This window comes from Pseudomonas sp. LB3P93 (assembly GCF_054898025.1).
Genome location: NZ_CM142713.1, coordinates 1,624,655 through 1,641,873, shown reverse-complemented (window position 1 = coordinate 1,641,873; position 17,219 = coordinate 1,624,655). Strand labels below are relative to the sequence as shown.

The 17,219-nt window shown below is 58.8% G+C and carries 15 protein-coding genes and 1 pseudogene; 9 read left to right on the top strand and 7 right to left on the bottom strand.

The window, feature by feature from the left end; genetic code table 11:
- Positions 1 to 17: 17 nt before the first annotated feature.
- Positions 18 to 1,724: a ShlB/FhaC/HecB family hemolysin secretion/activation protein gene (locus ACYZT8_RS07320; protein ID WP_461980156.1), complete on the bottom strand. Its 1,707-nt coding sequence runs from the start codon at positions 1,722 to 1,724 to the stop codon at positions 18 to 20.
- A 285-nt stretch (positions 1,725 to 2,009) separates the two neighbouring features.
- Between ACYZT8_RS07320 and ACYZT8_RS07315 the strand changes: the two genes are divergently transcribed.
- From ACYZT8_RS07315 to ACYZT8_RS07305, 3 genes are all read left to right on the top strand, one after another.
- On the top strand, positions 2,010 to 2,285 hold the full coding sequence (locus ACYZT8_RS07315; protein ID WP_461980155.1) for a hypothetical protein: 276 nt from the start codon (positions 2,010 to 2,012) through the stop codon (positions 2,283 to 2,285).
- A gap of 260 nt (positions 2,286 to 2,545) precedes the next feature.
- Positions 2,546 to 3,130, top strand: a complete 585-nt coding sequence (locus tag ACYZT8_RS07310; protein WP_461980154.1) for a papain-like cysteine protease family protein — start codon at positions 2,546 to 2,548, stop codon at positions 3,128 to 3,130.
- Between the two features lie 12 nt (positions 3,131 to 3,142).
- Positions 3,143 to 3,742, top strand: coding sequence for a hypothetical protein (locus ACYZT8_RS07305; RefSeq protein ID WP_461980153.1), 600 nt, complete (start codon positions 3,143 to 3,145; stop codon positions 3,740 to 3,742).
- 62 nt (positions 3,743 to 3,804) lie between these two features.
- On the opposite strand, the gene ACYZT8_RS07300 is transcribed toward ACYZT8_RS07305, so the two are convergent.
- Positions 3,805 to 5,151: a DEAD/DEAH box helicase gene (locus ACYZT8_RS07300; protein ID WP_008153197.1), complete on the bottom strand. Its 1,347-nt coding sequence runs from the start codon at positions 5,149 to 5,151 to the stop codon at positions 3,805 to 3,807.
- Between the two features lie 193 nt (positions 5,152 to 5,344).
- Here ACYZT8_RS07300 and ACYZT8_RS07295 point away from each other — a divergent pair, with 193 nt between their 5' ends.
- Entirely contained in the window at positions 5,345 to 6,643 is a 1,299-nt protein-coding gene (locus ACYZT8_RS07295) for a mechanosensitive ion channel family protein (RefSeq protein ID WP_461980152.1), read from the top strand.
- Between the two features lie 84 nt (positions 6,644 to 6,727).
- Here the strand turns inward: ACYZT8_RS07295 and ACYZT8_RS07290 are convergent, their stop codons facing one another.
- The 4 genes from ACYZT8_RS07290 to ACYZT8_RS07275 form a co-directional block, all read right to left on the bottom strand.
- On the bottom strand, positions 6,728 to 7,576 hold the full coding sequence (locus tag ACYZT8_RS07290; protein WP_461980151.1) for a mechanosensitive ion channel family protein: 849 nt from the start codon (positions 7,574 to 7,576) through the stop codon (positions 6,728 to 6,730).
- A 114-nt stretch (positions 7,577 to 7,690) separates the two neighbouring features.
- The gene (locus ACYZT8_RS07285) at positions 7,691 to 8,557 is read right to left on the bottom strand and encodes a carboxylate/amino acid/amine transporter (RefSeq protein ID WP_461980150.1); all 867 of its coding nucleotides are present in this window, start codon (positions 8,555 to 8,557) and stop codon (positions 7,691 to 7,693) included.
- 280 nt (positions 8,558 to 8,837) lie between these two features.
- On the bottom strand, positions 8,838 to 9,437 hold the full coding sequence (locus ACYZT8_RS07280; protein WP_102594234.1) for an FMN-dependent NADH-azoreductase: 600 nt from the start codon (positions 9,435 to 9,437) through the stop codon (positions 8,838 to 8,840).
- Between the two features lie 234 nt (positions 9,438 to 9,671).
- Positions 9,672 to 9,986, bottom strand: a complete 315-nt coding sequence (locus tag ACYZT8_RS07275; RefSeq protein ID WP_461957704.1) for a 3-phosphoglycerate kinase — start codon at positions 9,984 to 9,986, stop codon at positions 9,672 to 9,674.
- A gap of 49 nt (positions 9,987 to 10,035) precedes the next feature.
- Between ACYZT8_RS07275 and ACYZT8_RS07270 the strand changes: the two genes are divergently transcribed.
- The 4 genes and pseudogenes from ACYZT8_RS07270 to ACYZT8_RS07255 all read left to right on the top strand — a co-directional run bounded on the left by ACYZT8_RS07270 (position 10,036) and on the right by ACYZT8_RS07255 (position 14,261).
- Positions 10,036 to 10,959 carry a LysR family transcriptional regulator gene (locus ACYZT8_RS07270; protein ID WP_461980149.1) on the top strand — a complete coding sequence of 308 codons (924 nt, stop codon included), beginning with the start codon at positions 10,036 to 10,038 and terminating at the stop codon, positions 10,957 to 10,959.
- A 14-nt stretch (positions 10,960 to 10,973) separates the two neighbouring features.
- Positions 10,974 to 11,779, top strand: a pseudogene (locus ACYZT8_RS07265) (alpha/beta fold hydrolase).
- A gap of 3 nt (positions 11,780 to 11,782) precedes the next feature.
- Positions 11,783 to 12,343, top strand: a complete 561-nt coding sequence (locus ACYZT8_RS07260) for a peptidylprolyl isomerase (RefSeq protein WP_461980148.1) — start codon at positions 11,783 to 11,785, stop codon at positions 12,341 to 12,343.
- An 85-nt stretch (positions 12,344 to 12,428) separates the two neighbouring features.
- Positions 12,429 to 14,261 (top strand): ABC transporter ATP-binding protein, encoded by a 1,833-nt coding sequence (locus ACYZT8_RS07255; protein WP_461980147.1) that lies wholly within the window; start codon positions 12,429 to 12,431, stop codon positions 14,259 to 14,261.
- Positions 14,262 to 14,381: 120 nt separating this feature from the next.
- On the opposite strand, the gene ACYZT8_RS07250 is transcribed toward ACYZT8_RS07255, so the two are convergent.
- On the bottom strand, positions 14,382 to 15,506 hold the full coding sequence (locus ACYZT8_RS07250) for a GNAT family N-acetyltransferase (RefSeq protein ID WP_461980146.1): 1,125 nt from the start codon (positions 15,504 to 15,506) through the stop codon (positions 14,382 to 14,384).
- 284 nt (positions 15,507 to 15,790) lie between these two features.
- Here ACYZT8_RS07250 and ACYZT8_RS07245 point away from each other — a divergent pair, with 284 nt between their 5' ends.
- A complete protein-coding gene (locus tag ACYZT8_RS07245; protein ID WP_461980145.1) occupies positions 15,791 to 17,107 on the top strand; it encodes a putative porin in 1,317 nt (438 codons plus the stop codon).
- Positions 17,108 to 17,219 lie beyond the last annotated feature (112 nt).

Genomic DNA, 17,219 nt, shown 5'->3' with positions numbered 1-17,219 from the left:
GTCTCGATGAGGCGAAATTAGAGGAAAAAATCCATGCGGAAATAGATCGGCGCTTCGCGCTCGGTCACCGCGTCTGGGCGTTCAAGGGAATGCGCAAAGGTCACGCTGGCGGCCAAGTGCTGACCCCGAGCAAACAACTCCAGCGAGTTGCTGGACATGCGTCCGTGCTGATCGCCGTTGTAGCGATTGCCACGGATCACGCCCTGGTCGTAACCGAGGCTGGTGCCGTATTCGGCGAACACCGGGCGCAGCCATTCCAGGGTCACCGGACGGCTCCAGCGCAGGTCGTTGCGCCAGTAACCGCCACTGTCGCCAGACAAGGATTGATCCTTGTAACCACGGATCGACGACTGCCCGCCGAGGCTGGTGCGCTGCGGGCTGAACAGCACGTCTTCACTGCGCTGCCCGGTCATGAGGCTGCTGAAACTGAACGACTCGCCCCACACCTTGAACGGGTGCAGGTAGCTCGCGGTGGCGGTGTATTTGCGGTAGCGCGCATCCGGCTCACCGGGGCCCGGGTGACCGTTGCCCTGCGCATCGAACGCGCCGATGCCTTGCTGCATGCCGAGGTCAATGTTGACGAAGGCACCGCCGACTCGCCGACCGTGGTTGATGCCGAACTGCGCTTCGCTGATGCGGTTGCTGCTCAGCTTGAGCTTGCTGTCTTCGATGAAGTTGTTGGTGCGCAGGTGAGAGAGGCCGGTGCTGAGGGAGGTCTTGCTCACGGCGTCGCGATGGATCACCCGCTCGACGCGCAGTTGGTGGTTTTCACTGTCGCCGGTCTGCTTGAAATTGAAACCGTTGGCTTGCGCCTGCGAGCGGTACTCACTTTGGCTGTAGCTGTAATTGAAGTTCCACCAGCCCCACGGCAGGTTGTAATCGAGCAGCGCGTTGTTGGAGGTGTGCTGGTGATCGCTCACCGCATCGTGACCACCGCGCAGATTCAACTGATCCGCCAGACCCAACGGGCTGTCCCAATCAAACGTGGCGCCCCACTGTTGCTCACCGGTGCTGCGCTGCCCCTCGTTGCTGCGAGACAACCCGGCACGCCACGGCTTTTGCGGCGTGTTCTTGACCAGCACTTCGCTGCCGCCGACATTCTTGCCCGGCGCCAATTCCATCTGCGCCTGATTCGATGGCAGACGGTTGAGCTGATCGACCAATTGCTCGATTTCCCGCAGATTGACCAGCTCACCGGCCTTGCCGGGAAAAGCCATGCCCAACTCGCGGTCCGACAACTTGCTGCCCTGCGCACCCTTCAACCCTTCGAGCTTGCCCTCAACCACCAGCACCTTCAGATGCCCGCCGGACAAATCCTGCTGCGGCAAGTAGGCACGGCTGGTGACCAGGCCTTTTTCGATGTAGTGATCGGTGATGACTTTCAGCAGTTCGTTGAGCTGCGTAACGCCCAGGCATTGGCCGATGTAAGGCTTGAGCAGACGATTTTTCTCGCTTTCGGAGAGGCTGTCGGCGCCTTTGAGCTCGATGTCTTTGATGGGGAAACAACGGGTGTCAGCGGGCGCAGTCGGTGCGGCGGGTTTGACCGCCTTGCCGGGTAACTCCTTGAGCTCGTCGAGACGCCGACGTTGCTCTTCGAGCAGGCGATCCTGGCGTTCACGGATGAGGTCGGTTTCCCCTGGCGTGGGAGCAGCGTAAGCAAGATTCAGCGGAGAAAGGCACAGCAAAGCCAAGCACAATCTCGCCGCGAGGGCGGATGGGTACATGTTCGATCCCTCGAAATGGAGACTGATAGCACAATAGTGGCGCGATATTAGTGAGCCACTATTTTGGCGTCAATAAATGGATCCACTCGAGTAGATTGGGCGACGAACGGTCACGGTAGAATCAGCTTCTTCCTGCTAGCGCGTAGGAATTTTCCCAATGCATTCAAAAAAAGCGACCTCGACTGACAGGGCATTTCCGAAAGACGATGTGCTACAGAAAGCTGAACTTTCGGCAAGGCGGAGCCTCCACCGTTTAACCGCCCAACACGGAACTCGAGGCTTTCCATGAAAACGCTAATGACGCTCACCCTCGTCGCCACATTTTCCTGCGCCCTCCCCGCTTGGGCCTGCACTCCTGAAGAAGCCACCGCCAAGCGCGAACAACTGGCCAAGGAAGTCACCAGACTCACGGAACAGAATCCGGCCAAGGCCAAGGAGATCAACGATGAGTTGCAGAAGATGGATCTGGGCACCGCAAGTGCGGATCTGCCCGACAAATGCCAGCTAATTGATCAGCGATTGAAAGAGCTGAAGACGGCGGATAAAAAGGCTGAGAGCTGAAACCAGGGATTGCAGCCTTCAGTCATCGAAACGCAAGAATGACGGTTCCTCCGGCGCTGCTTAAGGTGCCGTTCTTTCGATCTGGAATTTGCGCTAGTGCATTTAGTTATTTGCACAAACGCATATACCTGCCTAGGGTTACCTTGAGCCCGGATCGGAGTCGGCCATCCAGCATGGCAAACCGCACACGCCGATCGCTCAGCAACACCGCTACAGACCCACTAGCTGGACGCTAGTTTTCACTCATGGAGGATTGAAAAATGTTAACCACTGAAGCAACGCAACTCACCGGCGAGACCCTGCCAAGGTGCCTGACCGGTCGACTGCTCAACCCGCAACTGTCCGATGTAAAATCGGCTGCCCCCCTCAGTGCACAGGCTGCTGCCAGCCTAAACTTCACGATGCAGAAACAAACCCAGACCAACTGGTGTTGGGCAGCCGTTTCCGCCTCGGTCGGCAACTATTACGGCACCGGGTCCTGGACCCAATGCGGCGTGGCCACCACCGCGCTGGACCGCAACTGCTGCAGTCAACCGGGGCCCTGCAACGTGTACGGCTATCTGGATTCAGCCCTGACGATTACCCGCAGTTTCAACGGCATGAATCAGGGGTCGCTGCAGATGTCGGCCATCCAGAACCAGATCAACATGGGCCGACCGATCGGTTTGCGCTGTGCCTGGTACGGCGGCGGTGCGCACTTCCTGGCGATCTATGGCACCAACGGTAATTACGTGCTGGTTGCGGACTCGATCTACGGCTACTCGGTCCGCGCGTTGAATTCGTTCCCCGGTTCTTACAACGGCGGCGGCAACTGGACCCACACTTACTTCACCGCTAAAAACTAGGAGGGCGACATCATGCAACTGACTTATCCAAAGGCGCCTTCCAACGGCGTGCAGACATTGCGTCCGGCACTTCAAGCCGCCCTGCAAACCCAAGGCTTTGGCATCAATCGCCAGTTCGCCAGCGCCACACCCGGCAAAATCAGCCTCAGCGAGGCTTACCGTGGCTACTCGCTCAGCCTGGAGGACGTGAGCCAGGGCAAAGGCCTGAAAAACGCCAAGGTGGGTGATTGGCATTACCTGGTGTTTTCCGATGGCGTGACGATTGCCGATGCGCAACTGGCTGATGTCCGTGGCCATGTCGAGTTCTCTTCGCTGAACCACGGGGCCATGGCGGCCGCGACAGTTGGTGCGTTGAAACTGGCGGAACAGTCGCCGCAACTGCAGGGTAAAACCGTTGAACTGCGGGTTCTGTTTGTTTCGGCGTTGCACTTGGTGGCGATCTGGCTGCATGCAGACACTGAGGACGTGCTGATCCCGATTGAGCCGACGCCCAGGGAACTGGCGGTGACTCAGTTGTACAGTGAGGCCGCGCTGCTCGCGTTACTCAAACCGAAGGCTGATCAAGCCAAACAACGCTTTGATGCGGACACCCGAGGGCTGTTGGGAAGCTGACAAACGCTGGACGTAAAAAAACCCGGACACTGTCCGGGTTTTTTTGGGATCGCTACGGCGCTTTATTCAGCAGCCGGCGCTTCCGGCTTGCGGCGCTTGAGCGGCGCCATGCCGTCCTTGCTGACCAGCGACAGGGCGTCGGTCTTCGGGCGATTGGCGATTTTGCGTTTGGTCGGGGCCTTGGCGCCGGTTTTCTTCTTGTCGCCTTTAGCGTCGACTTTTTTCTTCTTCACACCAACGGCTTTGCCCGATGCCTTGACCTTTTTCGGCCCGCCGTAGGTGCCTTTGACTTCCTTGATGGTGCGGCGCTCGAAGCTCTGCTTGAGGTAGCGCTCGACGCTCGACATCAGGTTCCAGTCGCCGTGGCAGATCAGCGAGATGGCCAGGCCATCGTTGCCGGCGCGGCCGGTGCGACCGATACGGTGAACGTATTCGTCGCCGCTGCGTGGCATGTCGAAGTTGATCACCAGGTCCAGGCCTTCCACGTCGAGGCCGCGAGCGGCAACGTCGGTGGCGACGAGGATTTTCACGCCGCCCTGCTTCAGGCGGTCGATGGCCAGTTTGCGATCTTTCTGGTCTTTGTCACCGTGCAGCACGAACGCTTTGTATTCCTGCGCCACCAGGCGGCCGTAGATACGATCGGCCATGGCCCGGGTGTTGGTGAACACGATGGCCTTCTGGTAGGTCTCGTTGGCCAGCAGCCAGTTCACGATCTGTTCTTTGTGCTGATTGTGGTCAGCGGTGATGATCTGCTGACGGGTGGTCGCGTTCAGATCGCTGACGTTGTTCAGTTGCAAGTGTTCTGGATTGTTCAGGACCTTGGCGACCATCTCGCGCAAGCCCGAACCACCGGTGGTGGCCGAGAACAGCATGGTCTGCTGACGGTTGGTGCACTCTTCCACCAGACGCTGCACGTCTTCGGCAAAGCCCATGTCGAGCATGCGGTCGGCTTCGTCGAGCACCAGCACTTCAACTTCTTTCAAGTCGAGGTTGCCGGCGTTCAGTTGCTCGATCATCCGGCCCGGCGTACCGATCAGGATGTCCGGCACCTTGCGCAGCATGGCGGCCTGGACCTTGAAGTCTTCACCGCCGGTGATCAGGCCGGACTTGATGAACGTGAATTGCGCGAAGCGCTCGACTTCCTTGATGGTCTGCTGGGCCAGCTCGCGGGTCGGCAGCAGGATCAGGGTCTTGATGCTGACGCGGACTTTCGCCGGGCCGATCAGACGGTTGAGGATCGGCAAAACGAATGCAGCGGTTTTGCCGCTACCGGTTTGCGCTGTCACCCGCAGGTCACGCCCTTGGAGCGCCAGCGGAATAGCCGCTGCTTGCACAGGCGTTGGCTCGACAAATTTAAGCTCGGCCACGGCTTTGAGCAGGCGTTCGTGCAGGGCGAATTGGGAAAACACGGGTGCTACCTCGAAGAAATACAAAAAAACAGCTGCATAGGGTAACGGTTTCGAGCGCCGAGGCCGAGTTTCTTTATGCAAACGACGGTAAACAGTGGCTTTTTTGTTGCCTGATTTGTCTCCAAACGTCATGCAAAGCGTCTTAAATGCTCTAATCGCCCCGTCGCGTCCTACAGAAGAACGGTTTTCGCCCATGGATATCAAACAGCTCTGGCTCAACGTCCAAGACCTCTGGGGTGCCCTTGATCAGCACCCGCTCCTGCATTCCAGCCTGGCGCTGATCCTGCTGCTGGTGGTGGCGCTGGTCCTCGGACGAGTGGCGCGCTATCTCATTCTTCACGCGACCAAAATGCTCGGTCGCCAACCAGCCCTGCACTGGATCAACGACTTTCGGCACAACAAGGTCTTTCATCGCCTGGCGCAAATGACGCCGTCGCTGGTGATCCAGTTCGGCCTGTACCTGGTGCCGGAACTGAGCAAGACCAGCCTGATTTTCCTCGGCAACGTTGCACTGGCATTCACCATCCTGTTTCTGGTGCTGTCGGTCAGCGCTTTGCTCAGCGCGCTGCTGGACATCTATGCACGCACCGAACACGCCCGCACCCGTTCGATCAAAGGCTACGTGCAGCTGGCGAAAATGGTCTTGTACGTGTTTGGCGCGATCATCATCGTCGCCACGCTGATCGACCGCTCGCCGCTGTTGTTGCTGTCAGGCCTGGGCGCCATGTCGGCGGTGATTCTGTTGGTCTACAAGGACACGCTGCTGTCGTTCGTTGCCAGCGTGCAGCTGACCAGCAACGACATGCTGCGGGTCGGCGACTGGATCGAGATGCCGCAAGTCGGTGCCGATGGTGACGTGGTCGACATCACCCTGCACACGGTGAAAGTGCAGAACTTCGACAAGACCATCGTTTCGATCCCGACGTGGCGCCTGATGTCCGAATCATTCAAAAACTGGCGCGGCATGCAGCAGTCCGGAGGCCGACGGATCAAGCGCAGCCTGTTCATCGATGCCAGCGGCGTGCGGTTCATCCGCGATGACGAAGAGTTGAAGCTGAGCCAGGTGCATCTGCTGACCGATTACATCAGCCGCAAACAGGCCGAACTCAAAGCCTGGAACGAGGCTCAGGGCAACGTCGCGGCGATGTCGGCCAACCGTCGGCGGATGACCAACATCGGGACTTTCCGCGCCTATGCGCTGGCGTATCTGAAGAGTCACCCGGAGGTCCAGCCGAACATGACCTGCATGGTCCGCCAGATGCAAACCACCGCGCAGGGCATTCCACTGGAAATCTACTGCTTCACCCGCACCACCGCGTGGGCAGATTACGAGCGGATTCAGGGGGATATTTTCGATTACCTGCTGGCGGTGCTGCCGGAGTTTGGGTTGAGCCTTTATCAGCAGCCCAGTGGCGGGGATTTACGGGCAGGGTTACTCCCGGCCATGTTAGGCGCGAGCCATATCCCTGAACCCGAAAAACACATCATGTAGAACCGCACTCCCATATGGGTTTGCATCGCTGCCGTTGACCTGACGCTACAGCTCCTTATGGACCATGGTGTGTAGGTGTGAGGCTCACCCGGCCTGCTGTTGGATGATCACCGTCTGCGCCGGCATCGGAGCCGGGAAACCGGCTTCACCGAGGGAATCCTTGATGGTGCGGTTGGTGTCGAAATACACCTGCCAATAGTGCTCGTTGTGGCAGTAAGGACGCACCGCCAACACCGGACCGACCAGGTTGAACTCCAGAATCTCGACCTCCACCGCAGGCTCGGCGAGCACGTTGGGGATTGCAGCAATGTGTTGTTTGAGCAAAGCCGCCGCCGCTTTCCAGTCGGCCGCGCCCGATAGCTGTGCTTTCAGTTCGACACGGCGGAACGGGTTGTGGGTGAAGTTCTGGATGTTGTCGCTGAAAATCTTGTTGTTACCGACCAGAGTCAGCACGTTATCCGGGGTGTTGATAGCGGTAGCGAACAGACCGATCTCGGTGACCGTACCTGTCACCCCGCCTGCGCAAATGAAGTCACCGACCTTGAATGGGCGCAGGACAATAATAAACGCGCCCGCCGCCAGATTGGCCAGCAACCCCGACCAGGCCAGACCGATCGCAAGACCGACCGCGGCGAGCAGCGCGGCGAAGGTCGTGGTTTGCATGCCCAGGTAGCCGAGAATACCGATCACCAAAATGATATTCAGCGTCACGGTAATGGCTGAGCCGACATAGCGCAGAACGGTCGGGTCGACCTTCTGCTTGGCCAGGGCCCGCTGCACCATGCCGACAGCAAAGCCTATCAGCCAGCGCCCGACGATCCAGAAGGCGATTGCGGTGAGAATCTTCACCGCGAAAGCGGCGCCATACACTTGTATCACCGTGATTAACGCGTTGAACTTCGCGGTGGTCACGTCAACAATCGTCTCGTCCATGGCTGGGGCCCAAAGGTGAAGAATTGGTTCCGAAACACTAGCACAGCCTGTATGCCCCGCCAGTCAATGGGCTGCGCTACGTATCGCGGTACAACAGCACCAAGCCACCAGGGGTCAGGTGACCGCCAAAGACTTTCGTACACCCAACCGGCTAATCCACACCGCCATCAAAATCACCGACCCACCCAGGAACAACCGCCCCAGCTCTTCATGCTGATTCCAGATCAGCAGGTTGATCAGCAACCCCACCGGCACATGCAGGTTGTTCATCACCGCCAGCGTTCCGCCATTCACCAGGCAGGCGCCCTTGTTCCACCAATACAACCCCAACGCAGTCGAGACCAGGCCGAGGAACACCAGCACGCCCCATTGCAACGGCGCCTCGGGCAGGAAGTTCTGTTTGCCGAACATCAGGAACGCCGGCAATGCCACCGCCAGCGCGCCCAGGTAGAAGTAGCCGAAGCGTCGGTAATGCGGAAGATCGCTCGGATGGCGCGCCACCAGGTGCATATAAAGGACCTGCCCGGCGGCGTAGGTGAAGTTGGCCAGTTGCAGCAGCAGGAAGCCCATGAAGAAATCCGGGTTGATCCGGTCGTAACGAATCACAGCCGCACCGAGCACTGCTACCAGTGCCGCCACCAGCGCCCACGGATTGAAGCGCCGATTCAGGGCATCTTCGATCAGGGTCACGTGCAGCGGTGTGAGGATGGTAAACAGCAGCACTTCCGGCACCGTCAGCACCCGGAAGCTCAAGTACAGGCAGACGTAGGTCACGCCGAACTGCAACGCGCCGATCAGCAGCATGCCGCGCATGAACGCCGGTTCCACCGAACGCCAGCGCGTCAACGGAATGAACACCAGCCCCGCCAACACCACACGCACCAGCACCGCAAAGTAGCTGTCGACATGACCGGCCAGGTATTCGCCGATCAGACTGAAGGAAAACGCCTGGATCAGCGTGACAAAAAGTAGATAGCCCATGCTCGCCTCGTTTCGAATGGCGGCGACGATAGCGGGTTTTGCCCATCACCGCGAATTGCTGGTCACACACAAAACCCTGTGGGATCGAGCTTGCTCCCACAGGGTTTGTATGTTCGGCCACCAAATCCCAGGCAAAAAAAAGCCCGATCTCGCTAAAGCGTTCAATCGGGCGACAGCACTCAGGAGCAACAAGTGCAAAGGGAGGTTCGATGCGCGTAAAGCCTTGAAGGGGTTGCGCCAGGCCACTTGAACATCAAGGGATTATCTGGCGATTAAAGCCTCAAGCCACTTGGGAAAGCTTGGCGTTGGCCTGGTTCAGGCCTTTCTCCTGGAAGTCACCGCCCAGGTTCATGCCCTCGGCGTGAATGAAGGTCACGTCATGAATCCCGATGAAACCCATCACCTGACGCAGGTACGGTTCCTGGTGATCGGCTGTGCTGCCAGCGTAGATCCCGCCGCGAGCAGTCAGCACGTAGGCACGCTTGCCGCTGAGTAAACCTTGCGGGCCGGTCTCGGTGTACTTGAAGGTCACACCGGCACGCAGCACATGGTCGAGCCAGGCTTTGAGGGTGCTCGGGATGGCGAAGTTGTACATCGGCGCGGCCATGACCAGCACATCGGCGGCCAGCAGTTCGTCGGTCAACTGGTTGGAGCGTTCCAGGGAGACCTGTTCGATGTCGCTGCGCTGTTCGGCAGGTTTCATCCAGCCACCGAGCAGATTGATGTCCAGGTGCGGCACCGGGTTGACGGCGAGGTCACGCACGGTGATCTGGTCGTTCGGGTGCGCGGCTTTCCACTGGCTGATGAATGTCTGGGTCAACTGGCGGGAAACCGAGTCTTGCTGACGGGCGCTGCTTTCGATGATCAGAACGCGTGACATGGGATGTAGGCTCCATCTGAGAATGCTGTAAGGCGATGGAGTGAAGGTTAAACAGAGTCATATCGATGAAAAAGCGCAAATAACTGCTACAACCCATCAATAAATTCGTTTATAAGCTGAGCATACTTACACTGTAGGAGCGAGGCTTGCCCGCGAAGGGGCCGTGTCATTCAACATCGATGTCGACTGAAACACCGCCTTCGCGGGCAAGCCTCGCTCCTACAGTGTTTCATGTCATTTGGGGTTGCAGGTCAGGTTGATTCGCATCTTGATAATGGTCCGGGTGAATTTGGCGGTGGCATTTTTGTGTTTGCCGGCGGCCACTTCGATAGAGCGGGTGCGCGGTGCTTCCGGGCCATTGTTGAAAACCACCTTACAGATCGCATCGGTGTCGCCGTAGTTGTTGACCTGTATGGAGGCGATATCGTTATCCGTGTCGTAGGCGTTGTAGTCGATCTTCATGCCGTTGAGGTTTTTCTCCACATCAATCGGATAAGCAAACGCGGTCAGCGGCAGCATCGCCAACAGCACACAACAGAATTTTCTCATTCAGCAGTCTCCAATAAGGACTGCCAGCTTAGGACAAGAGGAGCTATTCATGAAAGCGCCCCGCGTGACCCTTGATCAATGGCGAACCTTACAAGCCGTGGTCGACCACGGCGGTTTCGCCCAGGCCGCCGAAGCGCTTCACCGCTCGCAATCATCGGTGAGCTATACCGTGGCGCGTATGCAGGACCAACTCGGCGTGCCGCTGTTGCGCATCGACGGCCGCAAAGCGGTGCTGACCGAAGCCGGCGGCGTGTTGCTGCGCCGCTCGCGGCAACTGGTGAAACAGGCCAGCCAGCTCGAAGACCTGGCCCACCACATGGAGCAAGGCTGGGAAGCGGAAGTGCGGCTGGTAGTCGACGCCGCTTACCCAAGCGCCCGCCTCGTCCGCGCCTTGACCGCGTTCATGCCGCAAAGCCGTGGCTGCCGGGTGCGTCTGCGCGAAGAAGTGCTGTCGGGTGTGGAGGAAGTCCTGCTGGAAGGCGTGGCCGACCTGGCGATCACTGGTTTCAGTATTCCGGGCTATCTGGGTGCGGAATTGAGTGACGTCGAATTCGTTGCCGTCGCCCATCCCGAACACCCGTTGCATCGTCTGAACCGCGAACTGAACTTCCAGGATCTGGAAACTCAGATGCAAGTGGTGATCCGCGACTCCGGTCGCCAGCAACCTCGAGACGTCGGCTGGCTCGGCGCCGAACAGCGCTGGACCGTCGGCAGTCTGGCCACCGCGGCGACGTTTGTCAGCAGCGGCCTGGGTTTCGCCTGGCTGCCCCGGCACATGATCGAACGCGAACTTCAGGAAGGTACGCTCAAGCTGCTACCGTTGGACCAGGGTGGCAGCCGCAACCCGAGCTTCTATCTGTATTCGAACAAGGACAAACCCTTGGGCCCGGCGACGCAGATTCTGATCGAGCTGCTGCGCACCTTTGACACCGCGCCGCTGGATGCGCCGTTCGCCGCCCCTGAACAAGCCTGACATGGAGTATCCGCATGGCCTATTTCGAACATGAAGGTTGCAACCTGCACTATGAGGAATACGGTCACGGCACGCCGTTGCTGCTGGTTCACGGGCTGGGTTCCAGCACCCTGGACTGGGAAAAGCAGATCCCGGCGCTGTCCGCCCGATACCGCGTGATCGTTCCGGATGTGCGTGGTCATGGTCGCTCCGACAAACCCCGGGAGCGCTACAGCATCGCCGGGTTCAGCGCCGACCTGGTCGCACTGATGGAACACCTGAACCTCGGCCCCACGCATTACGTGGGCTTGTCCATGGGCGGCATGATCGGTTTTCAGCTGGCGGTGGATCAGCCGCAAATGCTTAAAAGCCTGTGCATCGTCAACAGTGCACCCGAGGTCAAACTGCGCAGCCGCGACGATTATTGGCAGTGGTTCAAGCGCTGGAGCCTGATGCGAGTCCTCAGTCTGGGCACCATCGGCAAGGCCTTGGGCGCCAAGCTGTTCCCCAAACCCGAACAAGCTGATTTGCGCCAAAAGATGGCCGAGCGCTGGGCAAAAAACGACAAACATGCTTATCTCGCCAGCTTCGATGCCATCGTTGGCTGGGGCGTTCAGGAACGACTTTCGAAGGTCGCCTGTCCAACCCTCATCGTCAGCGCCGACCGCGATTACACGCCGGTATCGCTGAAGGAAACCTACGTAAAACTGCTGCCCGATGCGCGGCTGGTGGTGATCGCCGATTCGCGCCACGCCACCCCGCTGGATCAACCCGAACGCTTCAACCAAACCCTGCTCGAGTTTCTCACCGCAGTCGACACCACCCCACTCAGGATCACTGACCCATGCTGAAAAAAATCGCCCTCGTCGCCGGCTCCGTTCTGTTTGCCGCCAACCTGATGGCCGCAACACCTGTCGCCAAGGCACCGCACGTGTTGCTGGAAACTACCAACGGCCAGATCGAAATCGAACTGGATTCGGTCAAGGCGCCAATCAGTACCAAGAACTTCCTTGATTACGTCAACAGCGGCTTCTACAACAACACGATTTTTCACCGTGTGATTCCTGGCTTCATGGTTCAGGGCGGTGGTTTCACTCAACAAATGCAGCAAAAAGAAACCAAGGCGCCGATCAAGAACGAGTCCAAAAACGGCTTGCATAACGTGCGTGGCACGCTGTCCATGGCCCGGACCTCCAATCCTGATTCGGCCACCAGCCAGTTCTTCGTCAACGTCAAAGACAACGACTTCCTCGACAGCGGTGATGGTTATGCCGTGTTCGGTAAAGTCGTCAAAGGCATGGACGTGGTGGACATCATCGTCAACACGCCAACCACCACTCGCGGCGGCATGAAAGACGTGCCGGCCGACCCTGTGTTCATCAAGTCAGCCAAAGTTATCGACTAATCTGCACAGGAGTGCTTGAGCGGCTGCCGGTCTCCGGCGCCGCTCATATCGTTTAAAGGAGAGCCCGCGCGCGGGCGGAGAACTGATGCTTTATCGCCGTTTTGAGAAATTGATCGACATATTCCGTGACGCTCCGACGGCGGCTCCGCCGGATCGGGTTCTCCCCTTCTATACCTATTACTTGAAGCAGGTCTGGCCGAGTTTCGCCGCCCTGCTGATTGTCGGCCTGTTCGCCTCATTGATCGAAGTCGCGCTGTTCAACTACCTGAGCCGCATCATCGACCTGGCCCAAGGCACGCCGAACCCGGATTTCTTCCAGGATCACGCACTTGAACTGACCTGGATGGTGGTAGTGACCCTGATTCTGCGGCCGATATTCTTCGGCCTGCACGACCTGCTGGTGCACCAGACGCTGACCCCCGGCATGACCAGCCTGATTCTCTGGCAGAACCACCGCTACGTACTCAAACAGAGTCTGAATTTCTTCCAGAACGACTTCGCCGGGCGCATTGCCCAACGCATCATGCAGACCGGCAACGCTCTGCGCGACTCCGCCGTCCAGGCAGTTGACGCCCTCTGGCATGTGCTGATCTACGCCATCAGCGCGCTGGTGCTGTTTGCCGAAGCCGACTGGCGTCTGATGATCCCGCTGACGACCTGGATCGCCGGGTTCATCGGCGCGCTTTATTACTTCGTGCCTCGGGTCAAGGACCGCTCGGTGCAATCCTCCGATGCACGCTCCAAACTCATGGGACGGATCGTCGACGGCTACACCAACATCACCACCTTGAAGCTGTTCGCCCACACCAACCATGAACAGCGATACGCCAAGGAAGCCATCAAGGAGCAAACCGAAAAAGCCCAACTGGCCGGGCGCGTGGTCACCAGCATGGACGTGGCGATCACCAGCATGAACGGCTTGCTGATCGTCACCACCACCGGCCTGGCCCTGTGGCTGTGGACGCAGTCGCTGATCTCGGTGGGCGCGATTGCCCTGGCGACAGGCCTGGTGATTCGTATCGTCAACATGTCCGGCTGGATCATGTGGGTGGTCACCGGCATCTTCGAAAACATCGGCATGGTCCAGGACGGTTTGCGGACCATCGCCCAACCGGTCAGCATCACCGACCGCGATCAGGCCAAACCGCTGACCGTGCCCCGTGGCGAAGTGCGTTTCGAGCACGTGGATTTTCACTACGGCAAGAAGAGCGGGATCATTGGCGACCTCAACCTGACGATCAAGCCCGGTGAGAAAATCGGCTTGATCGGACCATCAGGCGCGGGTAAATCGACCTTGGTCAACTTGCTGCTGCGCCTCTATGACGTGCAGGGCGGGCGAATCCTCATCGATGGGCAGAACATCGCTGAAGTCGGCCAGGAAAGCCTGCGCGAGCGCATCGGCATGATCACCCAGGACACCTCGTTGCTGCACCGTTCGATCCGCGACAATTTGCTGTACGGCAGGCCCGATGCCACCGACGCCGATCTGTGGGAAGCAGTGCACAAGGCCCGCGCCGATGAGTTCATTCCGTTGCTGTCGGACGCCGAAGGCCGCACCGGTTTCGATGCGCATGTCGGTGAACGCGGGGTGAAACTCTCCGGCGGCCAGCGTCAGCGGATTGCGATTGCTCGGGTGCTGCTCAAGGACGCGCCGATCCTGATCATGGACGAGGCGACCTCGGCGCTGGATTCCGAAGTCGAAGCCGCGATCCAGGAAAGCCTCGAAACCCTGATGCAAGGCAAAACCGTGATCGCCATCGCCCACCGGCTCTCGACCATCGCCCGAATGGATCGGCTGGTGGTCCTGGAAAAAGGCAAGATCGCCGAAACCGGCACCCACGCCGAACTGCTGGCGCATGGCGGATTGTATGCGCGGCTGTGGCAGCACCAGACAGGCGGGTTTGTCGGTATCGATTGAACTGAATGAACAACACTGATCCTGTGGGAGTGAGCTTGCTCCCACAATGATCCGAGACAACCTGAACAACCGCTACAACCGCTACAACCCGTCAACCGTGGGCCTGGCGGATTGCAAAGATCACTCTTGCCGATAAGGCAACGCGGTCCTCGCTTCCTCAGCGTAAGCCAGCACGCCAACCCTCTCCTGCTCCAGAAAGTCCTTAACCGCCGCTTTCAATCCCGCGTGACGCAGGTAATGCCAGGAATGCGTGATCACCGGTTCAAACCCACGAATCAACTTGTGTTCACCCTGGGCGCCGGCATCAAAACGCTGTAAGCCGTTGGCAATCGCGTAGTCCATGCCCTGGTAGAAGCAGGTCTCGAAGTGCAGACGGTCGAACTCCGCCAGGCAGCCCCAGTAACGCCCATAAAAACTGTCGCCGCCCACCAGGCTGAAGGCCATGGCTACGGGGCGTGAACCTTGTTTGGCCAGCACCACGCGAATGGATTCGGGCATGCGCTCGGCCAGCAAACTGAAAAATTCCCGCGTCAGATAGGGCCTTTGCCGACGCACCGCGTAGGTATTGGCGTAACAGGCATAGACGAAATCCCACTGCGCCTGATCCAGTTGGCTGCCTTCCAGCCATTCGAAATCAATGCCCTGCCCCGCCACTTGCTCGCGCTCTTTGCGCATCTGCTTGCGTTTGCGCGAACTGAGGACGTCGAGGAAGTCCTGAAAATCCCGGTAACCGCGATTCTGCCAGTGGTACTGACAGCCGATTCGCTGCAACCAGCCGGGTTGTTCGGCAAGGGCCGCGTCGGTGAAAGGGTCGGTGAAATTGATGTGAGCGCTGGAAAGCTCTTCGATCTCAAGGTAGCCCGGCAGGCTGTTCAGTAATTCAAAGCCGTCCTCGACCGTGGCCGCCAGCAATCGCGGCCCGCTGACGGGGCTGAACGGCACGGCGGTCAACAGCTTGGGGTAATAGTCGATGCCAGCACGCTCGCAGGCATCGGCCCAGGCGTGATCGAACACGTACTCGCCGTAGGAATGCCATTTGCGGTAACTGGGCAACGCGGCGATTAGCCGACCCGCTTCGATGTGCAACAAATGCTCAGGTTGCCACCCGGAATGGGGCCCGAGACTGCCGCTGTCTTCCAGTGAGCTAAGGAAGGCATGGCGCAGGAACGGCTGATTATCCGGCACCAGGGCATCCCACGTGTGCGGACCAATATCGGACAGGCTTTCCAGACGTTGCAGCGGCATCGACACCCTCTCTACTTCTTCGCGTAACAGCCTGGCGAGTATCGCCTATCGCCCGCCATTGCACATCCGCCAAAAATCGCCGACAGAGCTTTGGATCAAAAGTTCAGACCGTCTTTTTATCGTCATCGAGACGCCATCACTTTGCCACTGCTCTGTCATAAACGATCGCGATACTGGCGCCAGTTTTTAGAGCGTCGGGTTCTACCCGGCCACTGTTTCCGTCCGTCAATGGTCGGTTGTGTCCCGGATGGCTCAGTCATCCCCTTACATCTTCGGAGATTGATATGCGTCTTGCTTCCACGAAAACTGCGGCGGTCCTGTGTGGCGGTCTGCTGCTGGCCATGAGTGTTCCGGCCAGCGCCGCAGTCGACGCCAAACTGCTCGACATGCTTAAGGCAAACGGCTCGATTACCAACGCGCAATACGGCGAACTGCAAGCCGAGCTGGCCAGGGATCAGAAAGATCAGCAAATCGCCCGTCAGGCTCAGCAAGAGACCAACGAGCAAATCGCGGCAACCGCGAAGAAAACCAATGAACTGAGCACCTTCGACCAGAAACTGGCCTGGGCCGCCAAGACCCAATTCAAGGGCGACGTGCGTTTCCGTCAGGAGACGGTCAAGAACGATGGCGTTTCCAACAACCGCGACCAGGATCGTCAGCGCATTCGTGCCCGCCTGGGTGCCTACACCGAAATCAACCCGCAAGTCGACACCGGTATCCGTATCGCCACCGGTAACAACGACGACGCGCGTTCCACCAACCAGAGCCTGGACAACTACTTCGACAAGAAGTCGATCTGGCTGGACCAGGGTTACGTCGACTACCATCCGGGTTTCGCCAAAAACCTGCACGTCGTTGGCGGCAAGATGCCACAGCAATGGGTGAGCATGGGCGACATCATCTGGGATAGCGACATCAGCCCGGAAGGTCTGGCACTGACTTACAAATACCCGCTGGGCGCCAGCACCGAACTGTTCGGTAGCGCCGGCCACTACACCCTCAAGGACAACGTCGACGGCGACGGCGTGCAGTTCAAACACGACCTGCGTCTGTACGCCGGCCAGTTAGGCGCGCGCTTCGCCCTCACCGACAACCTGAAACTGACCCTGGGTGGCAGCGTCTACGGCTACGACAACGACGACGACATCACCGCAGGCGGCACCAGCATTCCATCCGTGCTGGCCACCAACGGCAACACCCCGAACGAGCAATTCAAACTGTACGAAGGCTTTGGTCAGATCGACATCACCGGCCTGCCACTGCCGCTCTCGTTCTACGGTCAGTACGTCAATAACAAAGATGCCAGCAACGATCAGGACTCTGCCTGGTTGGCCGGTATCAAGACCAAGATTTACGGTTTCGCCGTGGACTACAACTATCGCGACGTACAGCGTAACGCCGTGGTTGGCGCCTTCACCGACTCCGACTTCGCCAACGGTTTCACCGGTTCGCGTGGCAGCAAGTTGAAAGTGAGCTACGAGCTGGACAAGAACTTCGCCGTGGGTGCGACGTACTTAATGGCTAACTCTGACTTCACCAACGCCACGATCAGAGATTCGGACATCAACACCCTGCAATTGGACGCCGAAGCCAAGTTCTAAGCAGTACCGTTCCACGCCTCAGGTCATGGATGCTTGAGGCGCTTTACAGTCTGGCGCGGATGGATCGATCCCCATCATCCGTTCGATGCATCCACGCCGGCCTGCTTCTCTT